Origin of the sequence: Ochrobactrum sp. WV_118_8, from assembly GCF_039631535.1 — a bacterium.
GTDB lineage: Bacteria > Pseudomonadota > Alphaproteobacteria > Rhizobiales > Rhizobiaceae > Brucella > Brucella anthropi.
The window spans coordinates 1649842-1673858 of sequence record NZ_JBDIUZ010000002.1; the positions used below are offsets into that span (position 1 = coordinate 1649842).

A 24017-nucleotide genomic window follows, 5' to 3' on the forward strand; every position below is an offset into this window, starting at 1 on the left:
TGAATCTCACTTCCAGAGTGATAACTGACTTTAAAAGTGATTTCGTACTCAGCCGTTGCCCGTCAGTTCTTTGATCTTTTTGTCGAACGCCTTGCCGCCCTTTTTCGAGAAGAGAGATGAGGCCGCCAACTGAACCAGAATTGCCCTCGTCGCTTCCTCTCGATTGATGCGCTCGACGACGAACTCTGACTCCACGAACACCTTGCCGATGGGATAGCGAGCGGCATGCAGGTGTCCGTGCGCAATCAACAGACTTACTTGCCTGCGGACGCCAACGATCCAATCTTCGACTGATTCAGGTCGATCATCAGATTGGTCGTTCCGCCCATGATGCGGATGACGGCCTCGAAGAATTTTTTTGGGCCGCCCTCGGCTTCGAAGGTAAGCGCTGCAATCTTTTCGAGTGCGTCAAGCTGAACGTTCAGCGGGAGCTTGGTTGCCCTGTCAGCCATCTTCGGTTCGTCAGCCGCACATGCGATGATCTCGCCAACCAACTTAGGGGCCGCGTCGAGGAGCTGCATGCCCAAGTCAGAGGAAAATCCCGAAGGCAGACCGCTCTTACCTGTTTGCATGCCGCTGTACTTCGCGAAGAAGATGCGAATTTCGGGACCACGGCTGCGCAGAAGCACAGACACGTCTTCCAATCCGATCCCGCGAACCGAGAAGCTCTTGCCTTTCGGCAAAGAGACCTCTTCGGTTGCGATTTCATAGTCTTCAAGTGCCATGGTGTTCTCCTGTTATGGCGGTGAGGATCGATGAAGCTAGAACTACGGGGTCGGCGTGTAAGGTCGACCGTCGATGTAGATGGCTTCCAGAGGGGCCTTCTTGAGGATTTCGATGCTGAAAGGAATCTGCTGCCACTCGTCACCCTTGAGGTTGTAGTCACCGTTCGGGGAGAGCTTCACGTAAGGCATGTACCAGTCGAAGTTCGAGCCAACCGGGTTGTAGGCGATATAGCGAAGTGCGCCGGAAACTGCTTCCGCACCGGAGATGATACGGTCGCGAGTGCCGCTCTTGGTGTCGTAAGTGACGCGCAAATTGATGCCGGCGGTGATTGCTCCGCCCGAGATGATTTCCAGGCGTCCGAGATCATGGTTGATCTTGTAGTCGGTGCCTGCAGTGAACTCGACGGGATCGGTCGCTGCGTCGTCAGTCACCTTGAACGGCTTGTCAGCATCGATGAGGCGAGCACCCGACGGATTGGTTTCCGTCATGCCAAGCTGGTAGGTGAGACCGGGAATGACGCCGTTGATAGCTTCGCTCGTGACAGTAGCGGCGGCGATAGTCAGCGCACTCGAACTGCCGAGGAAGAAAAGGGCAATGTTTTCAGGAGCAACGTTGTCGGTGATGAGAGAACCAGAGCGGTTTGTCTGCGTCGTAATCGACTCGTCCTTTTCATTGACTCCGTGGTCAGAGTCGAAGTGATCGAGCGTTTCAGACTCGATGGTTGCGTTGAACTCCGGCGAGTTGCCGATGTAACGCTCGCCTTCCGGGTCGCGGGTTCCGGGCTTGTACTTGGCGAACCAAAGCTCACCACGACCCAAAGTAAGATTGTTCGCCATTTCGGTAATCTCCTTTAAAGGGATAGAATCACTTTAAAGGTGATAATACACGAATATGGATGTTCACTCGTAAGGTTTGTCCAGCGTTTCCGCGATGCGCAGCGTCAGAGTGAGCCAGAAAAACGCTTTGTCGGAAACCTCGTCTGGCGGACGCACCGACCCTTGCCCGATCTGCATTTCCATGACGCGACCACCGAGGCCGAATATGTTCGGCTCACGGTCGTTACGACGAAGCTTTTCGAGGGCGAGTACAGCCTTCACTTCTGCCATGAGATGATGAGCAGGATCGCTCGGATTCTTGGGATCATCCTTCACGAAGCCCTGAATAAGAAGCTCCCAAGGGCCGCTCGAATTAGGGTTCGCTCCCCGGCTCTGGATCACATCGAGCGGGATCGGCGCTTCGAGGATTGAGAGCATCGGTATCGGGTCTCTCGGGCCGTAGCGAACGCGGCCACGGAAGACGGCTTTGCGCATATCGTGCGCGTACCCGTTATCGAGATTGACCTCTTCGAGGGTCTGTGTGAGCGCTTTCAGGACGCGAAGGCGAAACGGGTCGATACTCATATCCGAAGATCCAGAAGACGTGAGAACTCTGATGCAAGATGACGCTCGGCATCCGGTGTCACGTCTTTTCGAACACTCTTGAATGCCTGATCAACAGAGGGTCCATAAAGAAGCCAGAGACCGTCTGCGATGCGCGTCGGTTTGTATGCTCCATCAGGTCGCGCACCCTTGGAGGTTCGAATGGCTAGACCGAGGTTATTCTTGGTTTCTATGTCGTTGCCTGAGCGCAGTTTCATAAGGAAGGCACTTGGCATCGCAACATTGCGCCCCGGCTTTACTGCCACGTTTACACCACGCTTCCCAGGAGTACCGCTCGTTACGAAGCGCGCGAGGGAGGTTGCCCGGCGACGGCCTGTGATGATCGCTTCGAGGCTGCTGCTATTGGCGCGCTGCGAAACGATAAGGCGACCCTGCGAGGGCTTCAGGTATGCGGCGGGGAAATTGAGTTGCCGACGAATTTCGTCTGCTGAGTCTGTGCGGGCGCGATCTGCCGTGGAATTTATGGCCCGGTATGCCGCCTGCACGATTCGGGGATCAACCTGCTTGTCGAGGTCGGTCAGCTCGCTTAGCCCCTCTACAAACAGTGCATATTCGAGCATCAGACACCTTCTGGTAGCGGAAAACCTACGGTCTCTTCCGGACGCAGTTTCGAGACGGTAGCGGTGACGGTGATGTCGTCAGGTTCCAGCGGGGTATCGATCCGGTATGCGACGCCCGGTTCGACCGAGATAATCGCGTTGCGGGCCGGGTCTACTTCCGACAACATGAAAATAACGCGGGGAGTGATGGACTCCATTTCCGCATAATTGAAATTCGTCCCTTTCAGATCGCCGAGGGCCATCCACTTTTCATGAGGACGGACTGTGATCTGGATGGCGTTTTCCGGCTCATCCTCCATGAAGTACATAGCAGGGACGCTCATGTCTCCGTGGAGGGTGCGCCGGGCATCGCGCATCTGTTCGCGAAAGACTCCCATTAGAAGCTCTTCTTGAAACGCGATGCGCGACGTGGAAAACGTTCGCGGCGATCTTCGACCACCTCGACCTCGGAGACTTCGCTCGATACCGGAGACGCGACGGGCACACGCTTAATAGCTCCAGCTCGGACGAGTTCGGCTTCCAAGTCCACATCGATATGAATGTGAGCAGGGATGTCCTTGCCCGGCCCGATCAACTCACGGGCATTCTGAGGTCCGACCTCAACCGTGTGGATGGCTACAAGTTTGCTGTCAGTCATGTCGGTCTCCCTTCGGATCAGGCGAGGTCGTCGTCCTTGTTGGGCGCACCCTTCTTGGCGCCATCTTCCGATTTCTGCTCCTTGGCGGCGGTCTTTTTGTCAGAGGGAGCGACAACCTTCTTGGCCGATGATTTCTTTCCAGGAGCGTCGCTTTCGACAGGGCCGCGATAGGTGCCATTGTCCTTGGCTTCGGCTACTTCGCCGACGGTGGCCTTGCGGGCGTAACCCTTACGATCCCACTTAGCAAACTCGTCTGGATCGAAATCTGCGAATACGGTGCCAGCAACGGCGGTCGACTTCTCGCCCTCAGTATTGAGGTATTTCAGCGTCACAAGCGCATAAGCATTCATTGTTGTTCTCCATTTTAAGGTGATTAGTCCCCGCAAAAGTGATTCTGCGGGGACGGTGAAAATGGGCTGATTACTGATCCAGAACGGTCGCCTTGAAGGTACGGTTCGGGAAACGCGGGATCGGGAGCGGGGCCGACTGAGTCAGAAGGTTAAGCTGAGACGGGTTGTCCTGCTCGTACTGCTTCTGGAACACGTCGGTCGGAGCGCCCGAGCCATTACCGATGGCCTTGAGGTCGTAGATTGCGCCATATGCCATGACACCATCGACGCCCGGAGCCGACAGGAACACGTCGTTCGGGTCGAGCATTTCATGCACGTTGCCCGCGTCGTCGTACTGCTGATCCGAGTAGGCGTACACGTCAATCGAGCCGCCGTTGCCGCCGAGACGACCGAGATAGGTCGGCACGTTCTGGTCTTCGTTATAGAGCGTTTCCCTTTCAAGTTGGATCATATCCGCACGAGTTGAAGTAATTCTGAGCCTCTTGCGGTTCGATGAGTTCAACCATCTGACCGATGCGATCCCAAAGCCCATTGACTGTTCTCTCGGCAGCCTTTCGTAAAAGCGCCTTCAGCTTGGAGAAGGCCTTTTCGATCGGGTTGAAGTCTGGACTGTAAGGTGGAAGGAACATCATTGTCGCGCCGACCGCCTCGATCAATTCTCTTGCTGCCGGTCGTTTGTGGCTGGACAGATTATCGAGGATGACAATATCACCTGGTTTCAATGTTGGAACCAACACCTGAGCGACATACGCCTCGAACCAATCACCGTTGATGGGGCCGTCGATGACAAGTGGCGCGACCATTCCCGTATTGCGCAGCCCCGCAACCAACGTGGTCGTTTTGCGATGGCCGTGAGGAAAACCCATTCGCAACCGCTCACCCTTGCGGCACCGCCCATGACTACGGGCCATATTGGTCGCTGTCCAGGTCTCATCGATGAACACGAGCCGCTCTGGATCGAGATCAAGTTGCTCCTCGAACCAGCATTGCCGCTTTTCCAGAACGTCTGGACGGCTTTGCTCTACAGCATGGCCAGTCTTTTTTTACGCGTTTGTTCGTGCCGGACAAGAAAGCGGTGCAGTGCCGACTTGCTGATTATGATGCCTTGGGCGGCCAAATCACTGCGAAGTTCGAAGAGAGTACCGTCCCTGTGTTCGGCGAGCCAGATCATGATCTGATCAGCATGAGCTTCTGTCTTGTGAGAATTGCGGTCGCCGCCCAGTGGACCGGGTCGAACATTTCCCTGCTGGAGTTGAAGGTTACGCCAACGGCTAACGCTGGCTGCGCTTACACCGAAACGCTCAGCAGCCTCTCGATGCGATGCACCGCCATCAACGGCAGCAACTACACGTATTCGAAGATCAATGGAAAGGGCTCGCGACATATCTGCCGACCTCCATCGGCAGATAGCTTGAATCAGAAAGTAACTGATTTGCAAAGCCTGCTGATTCAATCAGGCAGGGAAACGCTCTAGAACTGCAGGCCACGGGTGAACTGAGTTCCTTCGCCGCCACGAATCTGCGTGTCGAGCTTGTCGACGATCGAGGCGTTGTTGGCGAAATACGGAGCAACGTTCGCGCCGACAATCATCTGCGTGAGATTGCCACCGAACTTCGACTTGCGAGCCGTGTCGATGTACGTCTGCACTTCTGCGAAGATATCGAGTGACGGATCGGACCAATCGGCGCCGGAGCCGTAAGCGACAGTATGAGCGGCGCTGCGACCGAAGTCGATGATCACCGACGGATAAGGCATGCCCTGTTCCGCGAGGTACTTGATCTCGACGCGACCGTCGATGGCAGCGCGGGCGCAGAGCCAATCCCAGGTGCGTTCGACTGCGGTGAGATGTTCCTTGCTGATCTCGGCGGTGCGAGCGTCGAAGCGAGCGTCGATGCTCATCTGCTCGCCGGTCAGAATTTCCATCGGAGTGACGGTCGTCGCATCTTCCGGACGCACGGCATCGAGGAGCTTGATGTAACCAGGCGTGAAGGATTCGAGGCTTGCGCCGCGTTCCGTCATGATCGGTTTACCCATGCTGCTCGGCAGAGCGAACGGAGCCATGATGCGATGGCCGCCGATCTCGCCGAAGTGAATCTCCTTGTTACGGGAGAAGTGGCGGCCCTTGAAGAAGGTGCTCCGCCAGAAGTTGGTAGCGCCTTCCAGCTTCATATCCTTGCGGATACCCATCAGGTCGCGCTGCGTCCACAATTCCAAAGGCATTGATGTCTTCCTTATCGATTCAGTGTTGCGTCAGAGCCGGAGGAGACACCCCTTATGGGGTGTAGCTCCGAGGCGTACCGATCCGGATGTTCGTCGGGGTCGGAGCACCCTCGAACGCCATCACCTTGTCGGCGTCGGTGGCGTAGGATGCATCCCAAACGAGACGCTTGTGGTTGAAGTGGCCGGCGCGATAGACGCCAGTGCCGACGAGAGGCGCAGCGCCGGTCTTCACGTCAATCGGCAGAACGCCAATCGCTTCAACCGTACCTTTGACTGCAGGCACAATCTCATTGTCGCCATTGAAGCCGACGACGGTATTGGCCTTCATGTCCTGATTGGCCGCGATGACATAATCGAACGTCAGTGCAGGCGGATGGGTGCTCAAGAAGAGAGCGCCGAGAGGAGCCGCGATAGTATCCTTCCACTGAGAAGGAATGCCGACGGTGTGCTCCTGATTTGGAATTTCGATAGCCATTGAACTACCCTTTCAAGAATTGTTTCGGGAAGACGAACCGGGCGACTGTTAGGCCGCCTTGTTGTCCGTCCAGCCCATCATGCGAGCGGTACGCTGCGCACGGGTTTCTTCGGAGCCACCTTTGCCAGCGTCGGCGCCGACCTCCGGATTGCCGGATTCCTTCATGGCCTTGCTGAAATCAGCCCCCTGTTCGGCAGCCGTCTTCTTGCCTTCCTCTTCGGCGGGCTTTTCCACGACGGCAGCCTTCGGAGCTTCTTCTGGAAGCTTGGCGATGAAGGCGGTTGCGGACTCGACGCTCATGTCAGTGTCGAGGGCGGCAGCGAAAGCAGCAGCGGGGCGCTTCTTGCCTTCTTCGGAATCGAGGATTGCCGAGATACGCTGACGCTCCTCGATCGCACCTTCCTTCTTGCCCTGAGCAATGCCCTCGGTGCGCGCGGTATCAATGGCGGCCTGATCGACCGCCGCAGGGGTCTTGTCACCCATCTGCTCATCTCCTTCTACGTTGGAAAGATCAGCTGCAAACGCAGCCATGGCGTCATCAAGCGGACCAACTTCATCAGCCAGGCCGATAGACATTGCCTCGGAGGCTGAATAGGTGAGCGCTTCGGTCCCCCGAACCGCGTCCTCATCCAGCCCACGGTTTCGCGCCACCGTGGCGACGAACACTCCACCAAGCTCGTCAATGCGAGCCTGAATACGGGCTTTCACCTCGGGCTTGAGTGCCTCGTAGGGGTTCCCGTCAACTTTATGCTTGCCGAAATGGATGAAGGTGATCTTGTAACCGTTTTCCTTCATCATCTCGCTCACATCGAAATGCGCGGTGACGACGCCGATGGAACCAACGCCACCCGTGCGAGACATGACTAGCTTGTCAGCGACCGATGCGATGGAGTATGCCGCCGAGTAGGCGAACTCACTCGCGAAGGCCCGCACCGGCTTCTGCCCGCGCATCGCGAACATCCGGTCCACCATGTCAAAGTTGCCTGCAACATCGCCGCCCGGAGAATGGATCAGGAAGGCGATGCCACGCACTTCGGGGTCGTTCTGTCCTCGCTGGAAGGCACGCCAGATATATTCATAGCCGGTGGCCCACGAGCCGATCTGCCACGAGAAGTCGTGCAGCAGTACGCCCTTGACTGGAATCGTCAGGATGCCGTTGCGCACACTGTACGGACGATAGCCTGCACGCCAGTTGTCGGGTGCGGGCCAGAAGTTATCGTCGTTGTCGCTCGTCGAGCGCTCGGTCATCAACTTCGAGAAGTCTTCCATCTTCGAGAGCGCTGAAAGACATCCCTCGAAGGTGTGCTGACCTTCGGGAGCTACGAGTGCAGGGGAGTCCTTGAAACGAGCGAGGAGTGTCTCAAGCATCGGTGTTATCCTCCGAGCCGTCGTCTTTTTCGTCTTTGGCCTCTTTCTCGCGAGGAGCGCCGGTCGTCGCGTTCATCGTGTTGTCGTCTTCCATGAAGACGAGGCCGCGTTCTTTCGCGAGGGCTTCTTCACGCTCAAGCTGAGCGAACACTTTGCGCCAGTCCTTGCCGAGGCGGGCGAGTTCGTCTTCGCGGGTAGAGAGGCCGTATTTCAGGCGGAGGACGGCGGCTTGCGTTTCCTTCAATTCGTCGATCTGGCCGCGAGAAGCGCCGATCCATTCGCAGGCTGAGTACGCCTCGCGGTTGAGACCTTCCCAAAAGTTTGGCGCTCGACGCGGGAGAGAAGTGATCTCCCCCTTGGCGAAAGCTTCTTCAAGCCAGAGCATAAAAATTGACGTTGCGAGGCGGTCTGCGGTCATCCGCTTGCTCGCCTGCATCGTTTTGTGGGTTTCGTTCATCGCGGCACGGGCCGACGAATAGTTTGTCCGGCTATAGTCCTTCGACAACTGCTCGTAGGATACTCCGAGCATGGCGGCGATGTAACGGAGGAGCGACTGCTCGAACTCGGTTCCGAGGGGGCCGCCCTGACCTGCTGGCCGAAGTTGAAGCTTCGTCCCCGGCATCAGATGCGGGATTTTCACCCCGTCGATGCTCAGGTTTTTAGCATTCGACATGTATTCCGAGATGGTCTCCATGTATCCGCCAGCGAAGGAACGGACGGCATTAGCTACCGTCGCGGCGTCCAGCTGCCCGCCGCCAAGCATGGCGTAGACGGCCTCAGTCGGCAGATCGGACTCAACGGAAGCCGCGTATGTGGCGTTGACGACAGCATTCTGCAGGACGACATCGCGGAAGCGCTTTGTGATGCGGGTTTCTTTCAGGGCCGAGACCATGCGAGAAACGCCACGGCTCTGATCGGGCCTGAACTGCTCGTAAATGTGGATGACTTGCTGGCGACCCCAGGGCTTGCGGGCAGCAACACGCTTCCATTGATAGGAATCCGGGTTCAGAAAATCTGTCGGATGAGCTTTGCGGATATGATAAGCAAGCGGCTGACCATACCTGTTGCGCTCAACGCCACCTCGAACGCGATCCGTGCCACGCAAGTTAGGTGGTGTCGAAAGGCGATCCGTGTCGATCATCTGCATTGCGGTGTTGAACGGTCGACCGTCCTCGATCCACTCTGCCGTCGTGAGAATTTCCCCGGTGAGGCCGGAAATTCCGACGCCCAATCGAATGAACGCCGTGAAATTGTTGATTGCCGAAGCGTCGACGTAGTTGTTCTGGCTTTCAGCCCAAAGCGTAAACTTCGCTTCGACCTCTTCCTGATATTCCTCTTCCCATACCTCATCGAGGCCGAGCACCCTGGCGTTCGGTTTCGAGTTGAGTAGGAACATCGAGCCGACGATGTTGTCCTTGCGGATTTCTGAACCGGCAGCGGCGTAAGCGTCGTTGCGCGCAGTATCGCGGACACGGGCGTCGATGACAGGCTTGTCATGTAGAAGGTCGGAGTCGGCGGATCGAATGGAAGGGGTCCAGAGCGCTACTTCCTTGTCGAAGCGGCTCGCCGCGTCATATGCCCCGCCGACCATGGCACGTTCTTTGCCCCCGCCAGCGCCGGGCAGGAGAACGTCCCCCTGCGCTGGCGGGGTTGCTTGATCGAGATCAAGCAATTCCAACATTTCAGGATCGTTGGCCAAGAAGCTCATGGGAACCAAGCCCTCATGGGACCTACGGTCGTCAGGAGGCCGAGTTGTCGCTTCAAATCCTGGATGTAGGCTGCGAGGCGATATGCATTGATGGCTGTGAACTCCATGCGTTCGCCGTTCTGGTCGACGAGTACGCGCGCAGATTTCCCGGTCAGCAGGAGGTGCTGAGAACGCTCCGCTTCCGCCAATCGCTGTTCGAGTTCTGCTTTTGTAGCCAAACCGATTCTAACCTCCAGATGTGAGGCAAGCATATATCACTTTAATAGTAAGTCATCACCTTAAAAGTGATTATTTAGCCAAGCTTAGCCGCGAGCTTTGCAAAGTCGATACCAGAGTCTTTTGCGGCAGTGGTAAACGGAAGTCCGTCATTCGGAGAGAACACCATGTCATTGTCATCCCACAATGCAGCCCATGCGGGAGGATTTTCCCAATCGATCTTTTCGATACCGATATGCCGACCTGTCAGGCAAATACCTATAGCGTAGACAAGCAAGTCCCACGCCTCGTTGCGGAGCTTTTTGGGGTTCTCCCATCCCTTGTTCGGGATTTTTACCTCGACGGTCAATTCGGTGAAGAACCAGTCAGGTAACCATTTAGGGAAATATACAGACGAGGACTGACCGTCGATGCGATCGAGCATGCCATCCAGCTGATCTTTGAGCATATCCACATTGAGCAGGAGAACCGGCACTTCGCCACGAGCTCCAGCGTGTCGATCCTTACGGTCGCTGTCAGGAAATGAAAGCGCCGTTCGAGGTGCCGTGCGTTGAGGATTTCCCTTGATGAGCTGAAAACGGCGATGGTGGTTTCCGGGATGCTCATCGCGAAGCCAGCGCCAGAAAGCATACGCTCTCGTTGTCACACCTTCGCGCCCACCGGAGTCGCAAGCGATTGCTTTAATGCGCATGTGGCGACCGCTGTCATCAGCGAGGGGATAGGTTTTCTCAATGACTTGCTCGACGAGGACGTGCCAGTCCTCTTCGTAAGCATGAGGGGAGAGAGGATATGGATGACCGTCTTCATCGAGGCGCTTTGATTTCTTGATACGGAAGCGGTCGATCACCGTTATAGAATTGTCAGAACTATGCCCGTGGACCTGCACGATGAACATATGTTTCTGAACGTCGATACTGGTCGTCAGGAAGCGAATGCCATCGGGCACAACCTTCTCGCCAATTTCCTTCGCACGGGATTTCAGATGCTCAGGGAGACGGTCGCCAACGAGGATCGGAGGTGTGAATGGATGTCCTTGGTCGGTGTTGACGGTCTTTTTGAGAGGCCCGATGTCGAGGTTTCTCTCATAGTCATCCATCGCATTGAGATAGTTGAGGACGATTTCCTTCCACGGCATGAATGCCGCAGCTGTCCCCTTAAGCCAGAAAGATGCGATCTTGCTTTTGCGTGCATCGCCTTCGAGGCGGCCGCGAATCTCTGCTTCATTGCGCTGCCGAGGGATCCAGAGCTGTCCATCCTTTACCCACTGAGCATTGCCGAGGTTAATCTGGTTTAGCTCGTGCTTGCCCGGCTGACCTGGACCCGGATCATGGGTGTGGTCATATCCGCAATGAGGGCAACGCATCGTCGCCATCTCGGCTGCTTCCATAAAATCGGCACTGTCGGGGTAAACGAGATGTTTGAAATCACCTTCGAAGGGCTGCTTGCAGTCCACGCAACGCCAATAGTACCGGCGCCGATCTCCCTGATTGTAGAGCGATAGGATACCGAGTGTGGGCGGAGCTTCGTGCGGGGTGCTAGGCATCCAGCGATGGTTTGTCACTTCGTAGCCCGGTGACGATTCGGCGACCGTCATGGCCTTGCGCATGAATGTCTGAGTACGTTTCTGGCCGAGGAAGAACGGCGGACCTTCGCCCGCGATGTCTTGCTCAATGCGATCATAATCCTTGAACCAGACCCGGCGCAGCGTCTTGCCCGAGAGTTCGGTGATCGTCGGCCACTTCACAAGCAGGCGCATGTTCACGAAATTGATGTCGTGAGTATTCAGATTTTGTCTGCCGCCCATGAGCTTAGCGGCGACTTTCTTGGAGTGACGGAAGAATTTGCGCAGTTCGCCCTGCGACCACTCACGCGCCGTCGCCTGCGTCATATCAACGACCATCATGTCACCCGGATCGGTCATGACAGAATGTGCGAGCCAGTTGTTGAAAGCGTAGGATTTGCCGCAACGGGCGGGACCAACAAAGATCACGCCGTTATAGAATGGCGACTCCATCTCATCCATGATGTCGACGAGGTAAGGAGCGATGGTGTTATCGAACCAACCGCTATGAGTGGCCTCGCGGAGGTAGACATATTTCTCGGCTGACTTCGAAACCGGCATTCGCTCGGGAGGCTTGATGCCAGCAGCGAGGGTTTGGAGCATGTTGCCGAAGGTGCGGAAATGATAACTCATGCCAAATCCTCTTCTTCCTCGTGCTCCTCTTGCCCCAACTGGTTGAGGGTGGTGTCGCCCGCAGCAAAGCGGGTCATTTCGGCAAATATCTCTTCCTGAGCTTGGTCGACGAGATTGCGCACCATCTGCCACTGCTTGACATCGAGGCCGCCAAGACGTTCCACGGTGTCGGGAATGAGTTGGAGCTTGTCGCGGATGTTGCTGAGAACTTCCGCAAACACTGTCATGACTTTCTCGGTTTCCCAAAGATCGCCGGCGGCCCGCTTCCAACGCTGTTCTTTAAGCTTGGCGTTCCAAAAGCTTTCTCGGAGGCGTTCGGGGAGCTTCTCGGGTTTGATCTTGGAAAAGTATTCTTCGAGGTCGATCTTCGGTTCGACCAGATAAGCGGCGGCATCACGCAGGTCATACAAGGGGTTACCGTAGTCGCCGCTCCCGACGATCCGACATCCGCGGATGCGTTTCTCGACGTGATGTCGCGTGTAACCGAATGCTTTGGCGAGCCATTGCACGGAGACACCATTGACGATTTTGTAAATGTCGCGCGAAGAGGTGCTGAACTCCTCTTCGGGTTCTGCAGGTCTCTTCTTTACTGGCGGACGTTTCGGCTCGACGACCTCTCCCTTTCGAGGGCGACCACGGCCGCGCTTCTCAGGGAGGACGTCTCCGGCTAACTCGGCCAGATCACGCTGACGCTGTTCCTTCCATGTGCTCATGCCAGATCATCGATTTCCCTGCGTTGACGACGGGAGCGAGAACCGGAAGGCTTGGGCCGATTGTCATCCAGCCATTTCCTCAATTCAGCACTCGACCAGACGTTGGTAGCGCCTAGCTTCATTGGCCTCGGGAACTTCTCATCTTTGATGAGGCGATAAAGCGAGACCTTGGAAATCGGAAAGAGCTCCAGCACTTTGTCGATGCGGAGCATCCGGAGGTCTTCGTGGGAGTGATCAATCGATGTCATATTAAGCCTATTGATTAACTTTAAAAGTGATTATCACTTAAAAAGTTAATCAGCAAGCGCTATTTGACACCGATTGAAACGACCTGTTGTTGACAGCTGCCTCTAGAAGCTCGTCTAGGCTAGTTGCAGTTCATCGATAATGTTCGCCCACTTTTGCATCAATTGGACCCGGTCTTCCCACATATCTCCACGGTTATAGATGCGGCGGATGCGATCCGTGTTCAGATGAGCAAGTTGCAATTCAATCGCATCAGCGTCGAATTTTCTACCATTCAGAATGGTACTGGCGGAAGAACGGAAGCCATGGGACACCATCTCGCTCCCTGAGTAACCCATCCTACGGAGAGCTTGATTGATGGCATTGTCCGATAATGGGCGCCGATTGGTTCTGATGGAAGGAAATAGCCAAGCACTTCTCGGATCAAATTCTTTGGCCTCCCATAGCACTGAGATCGCCTGATGTGACAGCGGCACTCGATGCGGGCGACGCATCTTCATGCGTGAAGCCGGAACACTCCAAACTTTATTGTCGAAGTCGATCTCATCCCACTTGGCCAATCTGGCTTCCCCTGGACGACAGAACGTGAGCGCTATGAAGCGCATTGCCATGCGAAGAGTCGGCCAACCGCTGTGCTCGTCGATAGCGTTCATCAAAATGCCGAACTCTTTCTCGTCGATAATTGCGGCCATGTGAGTGGGCTGAGGGGCAGCAACGGCGTCTCGGAGGACTGGTGTCGGATCACTTTCCGCTCTCTGAGTGGTGACCGCAAACCGAAAAACTCCGCCTAAGACAGAGCGTGTCCTTCGGGCAGTTTCGAGATGTCCTTTGCTCTCTAACTTTTGAAGGATATTGAGAACTTCGACCGGCTTAATTTCGGCAACTGGTCTACGATCGAGGACCGGGCCCGCGATGTCTTCGATGATCCAGCGCTTCTTTTCCAAGGTTCTTGGTGCGAGTGGAGGCTTTCGTTTGCTCTCACGTTCAAGGTATTCGGCACCGACGAGTTTGAACGTGACGCCTCTTAGGGTCGCGTCTGCGAGTTTTTGCAGGCGCTTCTCTTCGTTAGGGTCTTTTCCTTCGGCGAGTAGCTTCTTGAGCCGATCTCGCTCTTCCCGAGCGGCCGTCAACGTCACTAGCGGATATGACCCAATGGCGGCTGTTTTCTGCTTCTTGTCGAATGTGTAGTTATAGCGCCAAAGCTTCGCGCCTGTTGTCGAAACCAGCAGATACAGCCCAAAAGCGTCCGATAGCTTATAGTCCTTTTCTGCCGCCTTTGCGTTGCGGACACGAACGTCGCTCAATGGCATCCGAGAATTTCTCCCTTCGAAGCCATGGTATCCTAAAAAATAGGATTTTGCGCAATACCATGCACGATACCATGTGTTTCAGTTGCTAGAGGGTTTTTCCAATCGGAACTGAATGACACTGATTGACACAACGGAAATTCAAGAAAACTTGCGCAAACAGCGTCTTAGGTCCGATTGAAGAACCTAACTGACATCAATTGAGACTGTTTGAAAAAGTGTGTTGGTGCCGCTTAGGTGACTCGAACACCTGACCCCATCATTACGAATGATGTGCTCTACCAACTGAGCTAAAGCGGCCCGGAACATTACATTCCAATTTCCCGAAGGAAGCCAACCGTTTCCGACTGAACGGTGCGCTGATAACCAAAAGCACGGAGGAAAGCAAGGCCCAAATCAAACAATATCGTTGTTTGTTAGAAAGGTTTCACAACATGTACATCGGCAGTACCAGACGGGGCGGAAATCAACCGGGTTTTACAGCGGGCATGCGATAATGATCCGTAGAGTGTGAAACGTTGGAACCGCACCAGCCTTCAAGCTGGCGCGGTTCCGTGACCATCAAAGAATCAAACGCCTGCGCAAAGACGCTGGCGGGCGTCGTTATATTCACGCTCCAGCCGGTCGACCAGTTGCCCGGCAGGCGCAACTTCATGGATGGCGCCGATACCCTGGCCGCAGCCCCAGATATCCTTCCAGGCCTTGGCTCCTTCCTGCTGAGCCTTGTCGAAATCCATCTTGGACGGATCGGCTTCCGGCAGGTTTTCCGGATCGAGACCTGAATTGGCGATCGACGGCTTCAGATAATTGCCTCCGATGCCGGTGAAGTAGTTGGAATAGACGATGTCGGATGAATTCGAGTCGACGATCATCTGCTTGTAGGCATCTGTCGCGCGCGCTTCGGTCGTGGCGATGAAAGGCGAGCCGATGTAGGCGAGGTCGGCGCCCATGGCCTGAGCGGCGAGGATCGATCCGCCATTGGCGATGGCGCCCGAAAGGAGCAAGGGGCCGTCGAACCAAGAACGGATTTCCTGCACAAGCGCGAAGGGCGATAGCGCACCGGCGTGGCCGCCAGCACCGGCAGCCACCGCGATGAGGCCGTCCGCGCCCTTACGGATTGCCGAATTGGCATGGCGGTTGTTGATGACGTCATGAAGGACGATACCGCCATAGGAATGGATTGCCGCATTCACTTCCGGCACAGCGCCGAGCGAGGAAATGACGATCGGCACCTTGTATTTCACGCAAAGGCCAAGATCGTGCTCAAGGCGCTTGTTGGAACGGTGCACGATCTGGTTGACCGCGAAGGGCGCGGATGGCCGATCCGGATTGGCCTTGTCGTAAGCGGCAAGTCCTTCCGTGATCTCTGCCAGCCACTCATCGAGTTGTGCTTCAGGACGGGCATTGAGTGCGGGAAAGGAACCGACGACGCCTGCCTTGCACTGCGCCATGACCAGAGCCGGATGCGAAATGATGAATAGGGGAGCACCAACCACCGGGATGCGCAGTCTGCTTTTCAGAATATCCGGCAAGGCCATCTTCAATCGTCCTCCGTGATTGACGTTTCCGTAAACGTAATATTTCTAGCAGCTCTTTGTCCAACGGCAATATCAAAAGCGCGCGAGCCGACCTATCAATACAGGTCGCCTGCGGTTTTCCGAGAATCTTGACAGGAAGCGACGGAAACCAGCTGATTGGGACATTCTTGATGCACGGACACTCTATGGTAAGCGGAAATGCCGGGAGGGGAGGGAATCGCCAACATACTTTGGGATGTCTCGTTCATTCGCATGGCGCAGTTTGGCGCTGTAAAACCATACGGATGGGGGAAAACCGCAGTCAGAGTTAATATTTGGTGTCTCCGACATGCTTATTGGCTAGTCAAAGCGGGTGATGAACAGCTAAATGCCTTGATTCAGACGTTAATTTCGCTGAGGCTTATGAAATCGTCTGCATCGGAGACCGCTTGCTCCTGTTGAGGGCGTGACGAAACGGCGGGAAGAACGAACAAGGGAAGAGCAACCTTTGGAAAGTATTGAGCGCGCGATCAGGAATGCATTTGCCAAGGCGGATGCGCATAATCCGGCGACCCGCCAGCGAATCTATGAGTCCGCTTGGGGTGCGCATGAGCGCGCTCTTGCGGCAAATACCGCGCTCAGCGATGTGCAGAAGGAACAGCGCCGCCAAAAGCTAAAGGACGCGATCTCGCACATTGAACAGGAATTCAAGACCGGTGGTGACAAGACTGAGCGTCACGACCCGTCACTTGATGCTCCGCACAGGGAAGATCCGATCCTTGGCGGTAAGGCGGAAGAGGCATCGCCTGCGCTCGATACCAGCGACATCCGTGCGACCTCGCGGCAGAAGAAGCGCAGCAATGCCGATCTCGGTTATGAGGGCGGCGTTTCGCGTAAGGACCGCAGGAAAAAGAAACGCCATTCGCCTTTCTATAGCTATGGTATTCCGGCGCTTGTGCTCGCTGTTGCCGCTTTCATCGGTTATTCGCTCTATAACAGCTTTATCGATTTGAGCCGTGGACCGGCGAACAATCCGCTGCATAGCGATGGCAGTATTGCGCCTTTGAAAGAAGGCGAAGAGCCCGGCGGATTGAAATGGATCACGATTTTCCAGCCATCTGAGGCAACACGAATGTCCGTCAAGGGACGTGCGACGGCGGAAATCAGGCAGGAAGGCACACGCAGTTTTGCACGTGTACAATCTTCCGGTGCCGAAGATACGGTCACATTCGATGTGGGCGAAGGCATTTTGAACCAGCTGGAAGGCAAGAAGGCGACCTTCGACATTGTTGCGCGAGCGGATGATGGCAAGACGACCCAGATGTCAGTCAATTGTGATTTCGGCGGTCTTGGCGATTGTGGGCGAAGGCGCTACGACGTTCGCGATTCCGTGAGCGACTTCCTTTTCGATATGGATATTTCGTCCGGCCAGAAGGCAGGTCGCGCAGGCACGATCACGGTCAACTCAGATTTGAGCGGTTCCGGCAAGCCGGTGAATATCTATGAAATCCGCGTTTCGACGGCGGCTGAATAATCAACTTAGCAGCTTTTCCAGTGTTTCAAGCCGGTCCGCTTCGCGGGGCGGCTTGTCCCAGCGAAGCCGTGAGAAACGCGGAAAGCGCATGGCAACGCCGGATTTATGGCGCGTGGAGCGATTGAGACCCTCGAAAGCAACTTCCACCACCAGGCCATGATCGGGCTCGGCACGCACGGACCGAACCGGCCCAAAGCGCTCGGTGGTGTTCTCGCGCACAAACTTGTCCAGCAATTTCAATTCTTCGTCCGTAAAGCCGAAATAGGCTTTGCCAACCGGCACCAGCACTGGCTCGCCTTCCGGTCCCGTCCAGACGGCAAAGGTGAAATCTGAATAATAGCTGGAGCGCTTGCCATGTCCACGCTGGGCATAAACGATCACGGCATCGACGGTGAACGGATCACGCTTCCATTTGAACCAGGGCCCTTTCGGGCGTCCGGGCAGGTAAGTGCTGTCGTGGCGTTTCAACATGACGCCTTCGATGACGGGATGGGGTGGATTGGCGCGAAACTGCGCCAATTCCTCGAAGTCAGCGAAAGGCAGTATTGGCGAAAGATCGAAGCGGCGAGGGTCGAGCTTGCTGACGAAACCTTGCAGGCGGGCACGGCGCTCGGAGAAAGGCAAGGCGCGCAGGTCTTCGCCAGTCTGCTGGTTCCCGTCCTGCAACAAATCATAGGCCCGCACAAAAGCGGGATAGTCGCGTAACTGCTTCGCGCTCACGGTCTTGCGGTTCAGTCTTTGCTGGAGATCGGAAAACGTGGCAGTTTCTATGCCGGTTTCGCCGTGATGACCGACAAGCAATTCGCCATCGATTGCACCTTCGAAATCCATGGCCTCCAGAATGTCCGGGAATGCGCCGGAAATATCGTCACCGGTGCGCGAGTAGAGGCGGCGTACACCGCTTTCCGCGACAGCCTGAACGCGAATGCCGTCCCACTTCCATTCGGCGCTGTAGGCGGATGCCTCAAGCGAGGGGATTTCAGCTTCGTCGAGTGCTGTCGCCAGCATGACGGGGTGAAACGGTGCGGCCGCGGTGGCAGCAGGCTTTTCACCGCGACCTTCAAGCCAGGCGAAAAGCGCCTCATAAGGCGGTGACTGGCCGTGCCAGAGTTCTTCGATTTCCACGATGTCGACGTCGCCGAAATCAGCAAGAGCCTGTTTGGCCAGACGGGCCGAAACCCCGATGCGCAAACCGCCGGTGACGAGCTTCAACAGTGCATAACGTTCGGAAATGCCGAGCAGATCGAGCCATCCGGCCACGAGCATCGGGCCTTCGCGGCGCGACGCAAGCCGCAATTCATGCACCACAATCCCAAGTGGCAGATTTGCGCCGGGCGCGGTTTCACTGGGGCCGGGCCAGGTGAGCGAAATCGTTTCGGCGAGATCTCCCACATAATCATAGGAATAGGCAAAGAGTGTGGGATCGGTGCGCTCGGCTATCAGTGCGCGCAGCATGGCGGGCTTCACGCTTTGCAGTTCGAGATCGCGCGTGATTGCCGCCAATGCCAGACCGCGATCCGGGTCGGGAGTAGCACGGAAATAGTCAATAAGCAGACGAAGCTTGCCGTTGCGCTGCGGTGTCAGAACCAGCCGGTCAAGAAGTTCAGCGAAAGCACGCATCAATCGCCCTCATCTTCATAGCCGATGAGATGCAGCGGCTTGGCCGGTATGTTCTGCAACTCGCACCAGCGAACAAGCGCTTCCTCGCGTCCATGCGTGACCCACACTTCGGCAGGTGCGATTTCCGTTATGGTCGCCGTCAGTTCATCCCAGTCGCAATGGTCGGAAATGATGAGTGGCAGTTCAACGCCCTGTTGCTTGGCGCGCTGGCGGATGCGCATCCAGCCGGAGGCGAAGGCCGAAATGGGATCGGGAAAACGCCGCGCCCAACGGTCGGAAAAAGCCGATGGAGGACCGACGATGATCTTGCCTGCAAAATCCGGCTGCGCTTCGTCACGTTCCAGGGTTGCCGGTTCAAGCGGACCGAGATCGATACCTTGTGCCTGGTAATAATCGCACATCTTTTCCAGTGCACCGTGAATATAGATCGGTTCCGAGTAGCCTGCGTTGCGTATGAGTTTGATAACCCGCTGCGCCTTGCCCAGCGAATAGGCACCGACAAGGTGCGCGCGTTCAGGAAATTGCCGGATTGATTTGAGAAGCGTTGCGATCTCGTGTGACGCATCAGGGTGACGAAACACTGGCAGCGCAAAGGTTGCTTCGGTGATGAAGACATCACAGGCGACCGGCTCAAAAGGTGCGCAGGTTGGATCGGCTGCGCGCTTGTAATCGCCCGAAGCGACAATGCGGGTTCCGTCCTTCTCCACTGCGATCTGGGCCGAACCGAGCACATGGCCTGCGCCATGAAAACTGACCCGGACACCATTGATCGTCAGGGTTTCACCGAGGCCTATCGGTTGCGTGGTTTCGGAGAAGTTCGCGCCGTAGCGTAGCGCCATGATGTCGAGCGTTTCGGGCGTTGCCAGTACATGGGTGTGGCCCGAGCGGGCATGATCGGAATGTCCGTGCGTGATGAGCGCGCGTTCCACCGGACGCACGGGGTCGATGTAGAAATCGCCGGGCGGGCAATAAAGACCTTTGGGAGAGGAGCAGAGAAGCTGGTTGAAACGCATGGTTTCAAGATAGGTCACGAAGTTCGCGCCGAAAAGAGAGGGAACTTGCATCTGCTGACAAAATGAGAACAAAAGTGAACAAACACCTTGGCGGCTTGCCTCGCTGCGATTAGATTGACGGCGTGACACTGAACCTGAAACCCGCCGCCGCATCTGCCGCTTTTCCCTTGCCGGACCGTTTTCTTGAATGGTTTGCGGCCAAGGGCTGGTCGCCGCGCGCGCATCAGCTTGAGCTTCTGGCCCGTGCTGAACAGGGCCAGTCCACGCTTCTGATTGCGCCCACCGGGGCAGGTAAAACGCTGGCCGGGTTTCTGCCTGCATTGGTGGACCTGGAACGAAATGGCCGTAAAAAGCCGGGTATGGCGAAGCGCGGCGTGCATACGCTTTATATCTCGCCGCTGAAGGCTCTGGCCGTCGATATTCATCGCAATCTGACGGTGCCGGTCGAGGAAATGGGTCTCGACATCACCATCGAGACCCGGACCGGCGATACGCCTGCGCACAAACGCCAGCGGCAGAAGCTGGCACCGCCGGATATTCTGCTGACCACGCCAGAGCAGCTTGCACTGTTGATCGCATCCAAAGGTTCGGAACAGTTCTTCAAGGGGCTGCGCTATGTGGTGCTGGACGAATTGCACTCGCTGGTGATTTCCAAGCGCGGGCATTTGTTGGCGCTGGGGCTGGCGCGGCTGCGCCGCCTGCAGCCGCAATTGCAGACCATCGGCCTTTCCGCAACGGTGGCTGAGCCCGATGAACTGCGCCGCTGGTTGGTGGAACAGGACAGCACCGGGCCGATGGCCGGACTTGTGACGGTGGACGGCGGAGCCAAGCCGGAAATCACCATTCTCGATTCCGACGAACGGGTGCCATGGTCAGGCCATTCGTCACGTTATGCTATTCCTGACATTTACGAGGCGATCCGCCAGCACCGCACGACGCTTTTATTCGTCAATACGCGCAGTCAGGCAGAGATGCTGTTTCAGGAGCTGTGGCGGGTCAACGAGGACACGCTGCCCATTGCGCTGCATCACGGTTCGCTCGATGCCAGCCAGCGCCGCAAGGTCGAGCAGGCCATGGCCGCCAACACGTTGCGGGCTGTGGTAGCGACTTCGACGCTTGATCTCGGGATCGACTGGGGTGATGTCGATCTAGTCATTCATGTCGGCGCACCGAAAGGGGCCAGTCGCCTTGCGCAGCGCATTGGCCGTGCCAATCACCGCATGGACGAGCCAAGCCGCGCCATTCTTGTACCCGCCAATCGCTTCGAGGTGATGGAGTGTCGCGCCGCACTTGATGCCAATTATCTGGGTGCGCAGGATACGCCACCCCTGATCGATGGGGCGCTGGATGTGCTGGCGCAACATGTGCTCGGCATGGCCTGTGCCGAGCCTTTCAACGCCGATCAGCTTTATCGTGAGGTGCAGAGTGCCGCACCCTATTCGAACCTTCCGCGAGACACGTTCGACCGCATTCTGGATTTTGTGGCGACCGGCGGCTACGCACTCAAGACCTATGAACGGTTCGCGAAAATCCGCAAGACCGTGGACGGCACTTGGCGGGTTTCCAATCCGCGCATTGCGCAGCAATATAGGCTCAACATCGGCACGATTGTCGAAGCGCCGGAGCTCAATGTCCGGCTTACTCGTGGCGGCAAGGGCGGAAATGCGCGCGGCGGACGTGTTCTTGGTCGCATCGAGGAATATTTCCTTGAGACGCTCACTGCTGGCGACACGTTCCTGTTTGCCGGAAAGGTTCTGCGGTTTGAAGGCATCCGTGAGAACGAATGCATCGCCTCCAATGCTGCCGGGCAGGATGCCAAGATTCCTGTCTATGCAGGCGGCAAGTTTCCGCTTTCCACCTATCTCGCCGCGCAGGTGCGCGCCATGCTTGCCGACCGCACGCGCTGGCAGTTTTTGCCGGAACAGGTGCGGGAATGGCTGGAAGTGCAGCAGTGGAAATCCGTGCTGCCTGCAACGGATGAGCTGCTGATCGAAACCTTTCCGCGCGGCAATCGCTTCTATATGGTCGCCTATCCGTTCGAGGGCAGGCTGGCGCATCAAACGCTCGGCATGTTGCTGACGCGCCGTCTGGAACGCATGGGCGCGCATCCGCTTGGCTTTGTCGCTACCGATTATTCGCTGGGGCTTTGGGGCCTCAAGGATATGGGCGCGCTGATCGGCACGGGAAAGCTCAATCTCACCCGTCTGTTTGACGAGGATATGCTGGGGGATGATCTCGAAGCCTGGCTTGATGAAAGCTACCTTTTGAAACGCACTTTCCGCAATTGTGCCGTGATTTCAGGGCTTATCGAGCGCCGTCATCCGGGACAGGAGAAAACGGGCCGTCAGGTTACGGTTTCCACCGACCTGATCTATGACGTGCTGCGGACCCATGAGCCGGACCACATATTGCTGCAGGCGACGCGCGCGGATGCCGCGACCGGGCTTCTGGATATCAAGCGTCTTGGCGACATGCTGGCGCGTGTGAAAGGTCATCTCCTGCACAAGCCGCTCGACAGGATTTCACCGCTGGCGCTGCCTGTGATGCTCGAAATCGGACGCGAGCGTGTGGCAGGCGATGGCGATGAAATGTTGCTTGAAGAGGCCGCAGACGACCTGATCAAAGAGGCGATGCAATGAAGACTGCCGTGTGGGGCAATGGAGAGGCCTACAGTCTGGCCCATACGGAAGTGCGTGGCGTTGCAGCCGTGTGCGATCCATCCGGTGCACTGTTCCTGCCTGATCTCCATATGCTGATCGTTTCCGATCTGCATCTGGAAAAAGGTTCATCCTTTGCCCGGCGCGGCCAGCTCATCCCGCCTTATGACACAGCAGCGACGCTCGACATGCTGGCGCTGGCCATCGCGCGTTATCAGCCGCGAACCGTCATCAGCCTTGGCGACAGTTTTCACGATGCGACGGCCAGCGAACGCCTGCCGTCGCTTTATGCCATCCGGCTGAAATCGCTTATGGAGCATCGGGACTGGTTCTGGATCACTGGCAATCATGATCCGGATCGCCCGGTCGACCTGCCGGGCGATTGTGTGGAGGAACTGGCAGTCGGGCCGCTTACCTTCCGGCATGAACCATCGCGCAAGGCCGGGCAGGGCGAGATTGCAGGGCACCTTCACCCCGCGGCCCGCATCGTGCGACGTGGACGATCAGTACGCCGCCCCTGTTTTGTTAGCGACGGGGAAAGGCTCATCATGCCTGCTTTCGGAGCCTATACGGGTGCGCTGAATATTCTGGATCGCGCTTTCCGAGGGCTGTTCGCTGACGAGACCCTGCGCGCCTATATGCTGGGACAGGGTAAGGTTTACCCGATTGCGCGCGGTGCGCTTTATGGGGGTTAATCCCTGCGGAACAGAATGCGTCCGAACCAGCCGGTGAAGACGGCAAGGAAAACGGCAAAAAGGCCGTAGAGAAAGCTGTTCTGGTGGGCGGCGTTGTAGATGCTCTGTTCAAAACCAGCCTTGACGATTTCCAGACTGGCATTGGCTTCACGCAAAAAAACACCGTTGCGGAACAGAAGCGCCCGAGCCTTGTGGCGCCCGACCGGCACATTGGCGGGCAGGTTCAATGTGGCGCGAAACAAGGTGCGGGAAATGAACTCCACACCCCCGATGCGCTGCGTATAGAGGCCCTGGCGGATTTTCATTTCGCGCAGTTCGTTGCCAAATGTCGGGATATTGCCCGACAGGCTGCCCGGATCTTCCGGGACGAGATAGAAGTTGCGCACGCCCACCGAAAGTTGTCGGTAGATTTTCTCTTCGGTAATGTCCTGCAGATTGCGGGTAGAGGCCAGCGAGTAGGAGAGCGGCACGCCCATGAAGGTTTCCGAATCCGAATTCACCCAGACACCGAGATAACGGTCCTTCTTGCGCACCACGAGATCGCGCGAGGGGCCTTGCAGCACGACGATGATATCGTAACGGCCTTGTCGCTGGATCATCGGGTCGGCATTGTCGAGCGCGCCGAATATGGTGAGGTCAGTGCCGCCGAAATTCGATGTGATGGCGATGGTTTCGGTTGAAAGTCCGATTTCGATGGTTTCATCCGCAGGGTTCTGCAATTGCGGAACCGTGTTGCCGTTGCCGCTGGAATCGACCTGCGCCAGTGCGCTTCCCGTCATTAGAAGGAACATCAATGCGGAGGAAAGCGTAAGGCTCCGCATG

At 56.6% G+C, this 24017-nt stretch carries 26 protein-coding genes and 1 tRNA gene; 3 read left to right on the forward strand and 24 right to left on the reverse strand.

Going from position 1 to position 24017, the window contains the following annotated elements; translation table 11 throughout:
* Positions 1-48 precede the first annotated feature (48 nt).
* The 21 genes from ABDF71_RS21900 to ABDF71_RS22000 all read right to left on the reverse strand — a co-directional run bounded on the left by ABDF71_RS21900 (position 49) and on the right by ABDF71_RS22000 (position 15697).
* Entirely contained in the window at positions 49-249 is a 201-nt protein-coding gene (locus ABDF71_RS21900; RefSeq protein ID WP_500061788.1) for a hypothetical protein, read from the reverse strand.
* Between the two features lie 5 nt (positions 250-254).
* Positions 255-725, reverse strand: coding sequence for a phage pre-tape measure protein (locus ABDF71_RS21905; protein WP_500061789.1), 471 nt, complete (start codon positions 723-725; stop codon positions 255-257).
* A 42-nt stretch (positions 726-767) separates the two neighbouring features.
* On the reverse strand, positions 768-1562 hold the full coding sequence (locus ABDF71_RS21910) for a phage tail tube protein (protein WP_500061790.1): 795 nt from the start codon (positions 1560-1562) through the stop codon (positions 768-770).
* Between the two features lie 63 nt (positions 1563-1625).
* Positions 1626-2126, reverse strand: a complete 501-nt coding sequence (locus ABDF71_RS21915) for a hypothetical protein (RefSeq protein WP_500061791.1) — start codon at positions 2124-2126, stop codon at positions 1626-1628.
* Positions 2123-2725: a hypothetical protein gene (locus tag ABDF71_RS21920; protein ID WP_500061792.1), complete on the reverse strand. Its 603-nt coding sequence runs from the start codon at positions 2723-2725 to the stop codon at positions 2123-2125. Before ABDF71_RS21920 ends, ABDF71_RS21915 begins: the two co-directional genes overlap by 4 nt.
* Entirely contained in the window at positions 2725-3102 is a 378-nt protein-coding gene (locus ABDF71_RS21925) for a hypothetical protein (RefSeq protein WP_500061793.1), read from the reverse strand. The genes ABDF71_RS21920 and ABDF71_RS21925 overlap by 1 nt, the downstream gene beginning before the upstream one ends.
* Positions 3102-3362 (reverse strand): hypothetical protein, encoded by a 261-nt coding sequence (locus ABDF71_RS21930; RefSeq protein ID WP_500061794.1) that lies wholly within the window; start codon positions 3360-3362, stop codon positions 3102-3104. Before ABDF71_RS21930 ends, ABDF71_RS21925 begins: the two co-directional genes overlap by 1 nt.
* Before the next feature lie 17 nt (positions 3363-3379).
* The gene (locus ABDF71_RS21935; protein WP_500061795.1) at positions 3380-3712 is read right to left on the reverse strand and encodes a hypothetical protein; all 333 of its coding nucleotides are present in this window, start codon (positions 3710-3712) and stop codon (positions 3380-3382) included.
* A gap of 70 nt (positions 3713-3782) precedes the next feature.
* Positions 3783-4163, reverse strand: coding sequence for a major capsid protein (locus ABDF71_RS21940; RefSeq protein ID WP_500061796.1), 381 nt, complete (start codon positions 4161-4163; stop codon positions 3783-3785).
* A protein-coding gene (locus ABDF71_RS21945) for an IS630 family transposase (protein WP_011982578.1) occupies positions 4150-5096 on the reverse strand; the annotation gives its coding sequence in 2 pieces (ribosomal slippage) (positions 4150-4757 and positions 4757-5096; 948 coding nt in all). The genes ABDF71_RS21940 and ABDF71_RS21945 overlap by 14 nt, the downstream gene beginning before the upstream one ends.
* An 86-nt stretch (positions 5097-5182) precedes the next feature.
* The gene (locus ABDF71_RS21950) at positions 5183-5932 is read right to left on the reverse strand and encodes a major capsid protein (RefSeq protein WP_500061797.1); all 750 of its coding nucleotides are present in this window, start codon (positions 5930-5932) and stop codon (positions 5183-5185) included.
* Between the two features lie 52 nt (positions 5933-5984).
* On the reverse strand, positions 5985-6407 hold the full coding sequence (locus ABDF71_RS21955) for a head decoration protein (RefSeq protein ID WP_500061798.1): 423 nt from the start codon (positions 6405-6407) through the stop codon (positions 5985-5987).
* Positions 6408-6455: 48 nt separating this feature from the next.
* Positions 6456-7775 carry a S49 family peptidase gene (locus ABDF71_RS21960; protein WP_500061799.1) on the reverse strand — a complete coding sequence of 440 codons (1320 nt, stop codon included), beginning with the start codon at positions 7773-7775 and terminating at the stop codon, positions 6456-6458.
* Complete coding sequence (locus tag ABDF71_RS21965; RefSeq protein WP_500061800.1) at positions 7768-9483, reverse strand: phage portal protein; 1716 nt, start codon at positions 9481-9483, stop codon at positions 7768-7770. The genes ABDF71_RS21960 and ABDF71_RS21965 overlap by 8 nt, the downstream gene beginning before the upstream one ends.
* Complete coding sequence (gene gpW / locus ABDF71_RS21970) at positions 9480-9701, reverse strand: gpW family head-tail joining protein (RefSeq protein WP_500061801.1); 222 nt, start codon at positions 9699-9701, stop codon at positions 9480-9482. The genes ABDF71_RS21965 and gpW overlap by 4 nt, the downstream gene beginning before the upstream one ends.
* A 74-nt stretch (positions 9702-9775) precedes the next feature.
* Positions 9776-11893 (reverse strand): terminase gpA endonuclease subunit, encoded by a 2118-nt coding sequence (locus ABDF71_RS21975; protein ID WP_500061802.1) that lies wholly within the window; start codon positions 11891-11893, stop codon positions 9776-9778.
* Positions 11890-12606, reverse strand: coding sequence for a DUF1441 family protein (locus ABDF71_RS21980; RefSeq protein ID WP_500061803.1), 717 nt, complete (start codon positions 12604-12606; stop codon positions 11890-11892). Before ABDF71_RS21980 ends, ABDF71_RS21975 begins: the two co-directional genes overlap by 4 nt.
* Positions 12603-12818, reverse strand: coding sequence for a helix-turn-helix transcriptional regulator (locus ABDF71_RS21985; protein WP_500061804.1), 216 nt, complete (start codon positions 12816-12818; stop codon positions 12603-12605). Before ABDF71_RS21985 ends, ABDF71_RS21980 begins: the two co-directional genes overlap by 4 nt.
* A gap of 150 nt (positions 12819-12968) precedes the next feature.
* Positions 12969-14162 (reverse strand): tyrosine-type recombinase/integrase, encoded by a 1194-nt coding sequence (locus ABDF71_RS21990; RefSeq protein WP_500061805.1) that lies wholly within the window; start codon positions 14160-14162, stop codon positions 12969-12971.
* Positions 14163-14383: 221 nt separating this feature from the next.
* Positions 14384-14459, reverse strand: a tRNA-Thr gene (locus tag ABDF71_RS21995).
* 269 nt (positions 14460-14728) lie between these two features.
* Positions 14729-15697 carry an NAD(P)H-dependent flavin oxidoreductase gene (locus ABDF71_RS22000; protein WP_010659227.1) on the reverse strand — a complete coding sequence of 323 codons (969 nt, stop codon included), beginning with the start codon at positions 15695-15697 and terminating at the stop codon, positions 14729-14731.
* A gap of 487 nt (positions 15698-16184) precedes the next feature.
* On the opposite strand from ABDF71_RS22000, the gene ABDF71_RS22005 reads away from it, so the two are divergent.
* Positions 16185-17210: a hypothetical protein gene (locus tag ABDF71_RS22005; protein WP_012093378.1), complete on the forward strand. Its 1026-nt coding sequence runs from the start codon at positions 16185-16187 to the stop codon at positions 17208-17210.
* Here ABDF71_RS22005 and ABDF71_RS22010 read toward each other — a convergent pair whose 3' ends face one another.
* Together ABDF71_RS22010 and ABDF71_RS22015 are read right to left on the reverse strand one after the other, a co-directional pair.
* Positions 17211-18830, reverse strand: a complete 1620-nt coding sequence (locus ABDF71_RS22010) for a cisplatin damage response ATP-dependent DNA ligase (protein WP_500061806.1) — start codon at positions 18828-18830, stop codon at positions 17211-17213.
* Positions 18830-19843, reverse strand: coding sequence for a ligase-associated DNA damage response exonuclease (locus tag ABDF71_RS22015; protein ID WP_151615275.1), 1014 nt, complete (start codon positions 19841-19843; stop codon positions 18830-18832). Before ABDF71_RS22015 ends, ABDF71_RS22010 begins: the two co-directional genes overlap by 1 nt.
* Before the next feature lie 122 nt (positions 19844-19965).
* On the opposite strand from ABDF71_RS22015, the gene ABDF71_RS22020 reads away from it, so the two are divergent.
* Both ABDF71_RS22020 and pdeM read left to right on the forward strand, forming a co-directional pair.
* Entirely contained in the window at positions 19966-22482 is a 2517-nt protein-coding gene (locus ABDF71_RS22020) for a ligase-associated DNA damage response DEXH box helicase (RefSeq protein ID WP_258124859.1), read from the forward strand.
* Complete coding sequence (pdeM, locus tag ABDF71_RS22025) at positions 22479-23195, forward strand: ligase-associated DNA damage response endonuclease PdeM (protein ID WP_029926544.1); 717 nt, start codon at positions 22479-22481, stop codon at positions 23193-23195. The genes ABDF71_RS22020 and pdeM overlap by 4 nt, the downstream gene beginning before the upstream one ends.
* On the opposite strand, the gene ABDF71_RS22030 is transcribed toward pdeM, so the two are convergent.
* A complete protein-coding gene (locus ABDF71_RS22030) occupies positions 23192-24016 on the reverse strand; it encodes a TIGR02186 family protein (protein ID WP_010659221.1) in 825 nt (274 codons plus the stop codon). The genes pdeM and ABDF71_RS22030 overlap by 4 nt on opposite strands.
* Between the last annotated feature and the right edge of the window lies 1 nt (position 24017).

What these genes read in the sequence shown, in the direction of transcription:
- ABDF71_RS21955 (WP_500061798.1), bottom strand. Translation starts at nt 6,407, where the DNA reads ATGGCTATCGAAATTCCAAATCAGGAGCACACCGTCGGCATTCCTTCT.
- ABDF71_RS22015 (WP_151615275.1), bottom strand. Translation starts at nt 19,843, where the DNA reads ATGCGTTTCAACCAGCTTCTCTGCTCCTCTCCCAAAGGTCTTTATTGC.
- ABDF71_RS21925 (WP_500061793.1), bottom strand. Translation starts at nt 3,102, where the DNA reads ATGGGAGTCTTTCGCGAACAGATGCGCGATGCCCGGCGCACCCTCCAC.
- ABDF71_RS22010 (WP_500061806.1), bottom strand. Translation starts at nt 18,830, where the DNA reads ATGCGTGCTTTCGCTGAACTTCTTGACCGGCTGGTTCTGACACCGCAG.
- ABDF71_RS21960 (WP_500061799.1), bottom strand. Translation starts at nt 7,775, where the DNA reads ATGCTTGAGACACTCCTCGCTCGTTTCAAGGACTCCCCTGCACTCGTA.
- ABDF71_RS21990 (WP_500061805.1), bottom strand. Translation starts at nt 14,162, where the DNA reads ATGCCATTGAGCGACGTTCGTGTCCGCAACGCAAAGGCGGCAGAAAAG.
- ABDF71_RS22030 (WP_010659221.1), bottom strand. Translation starts at nt 24,016, where the DNA reads ATGCGGAGCCTTACGCTTTCCTCCGCATTGATGTTCCTTCTAATGACG.
- ABDF71_RS21915 (WP_500061791.1), bottom strand. Translation starts at nt 2,126, where the DNA reads ATGAGTATCGACCCGTTTCGCCTTCGCGTCCTGAAAGCGCTCACACAG.
- ABDF71_RS21920 (WP_500061792.1), bottom strand. Translation starts at nt 2,725, where the DNA reads ATGCTCGAATATGCACTGTTTGTAGAGGGGCTAAGCGAGCTGACCGAC.
- ABDF71_RS21940 (WP_500061796.1), bottom strand. Translation starts at nt 4,163, where the DNA reads ATGATCCAACTTGAAAGGGAAACGCTCTATAACGAAGACCAGAACGTG.
- ABDF71_RS21930 (WP_500061794.1), bottom strand. Translation starts at nt 3,362, where the DNA reads ATGACTGACAGCAAACTTGTAGCCATCCACACGGTTGAGGTCGGACCT.
- pdeM (WP_029926544.1), top strand. Translation starts at nt 22,479, where the DNA reads ATGAAGACTGCCGTGTGGGGCAATGGAGAGGCCTACAGTCTGGCCCAT.
- ABDF71_RS21950 (WP_500061797.1), bottom strand. Translation starts at nt 5,932, where the DNA reads ATGCCTTTGGAATTGTGGACGCAGCGCGACCTGATGGGTATCCGCAAG.
- ABDF71_RS21910 (WP_500061790.1), bottom strand. Translation starts at nt 1,562, where the DNA reads ATGGCGAACAATCTTACTTTGGGTCGTGGTGAGCTTTGGTTCGCCAAG.
- ABDF71_RS21985 (WP_500061804.1), bottom strand. Translation starts at nt 12,818, where the DNA reads ATGCTCCGCATCGACAAAGTGCTGGAGCTCTTTCCGATTTCCAAGGTC.
- ABDF71_RS21905 (WP_500061789.1), bottom strand. Translation starts at nt 725, where the DNA reads ATGGCACTTGAAGACTATGAAATCGCAACCGAAGAGGTCTCTTTGCCG.
- ABDF71_RS21935 (WP_500061795.1), bottom strand. Translation starts at nt 3,712, where the DNA reads ATGAATGCTTATGCGCTTGTGACGCTGAAATACCTCAATACTGAGGGC.
- ABDF71_RS22000 (WP_010659227.1), bottom strand. Translation starts at nt 15,697, where the DNA reads ATGGCCTTGCCGGATATTCTGAAAAGCAGACTGCGCATCCCGGTGGTT.
- ABDF71_RS21965 (WP_500061800.1), bottom strand. Translation starts at nt 9,483, where the DNA reads ATGAGCTTCTTGGCCAACGATCCTGAAATGTTGGAATTGCTTGATCTC.
- ABDF71_RS21975 (WP_500061802.1), bottom strand. Translation starts at nt 11,893, where the DNA reads ATGAGTTATCATTTCCGCACCTTCGGCAACATGCTCCAAACCCTCGCT.
- ABDF71_RS21980 (WP_500061803.1), bottom strand. Translation starts at nt 12,606, where the DNA reads ATGAGCACATGGAAGGAACAGCGTCAGCGTGATCTGGCCGAGTTAGCC.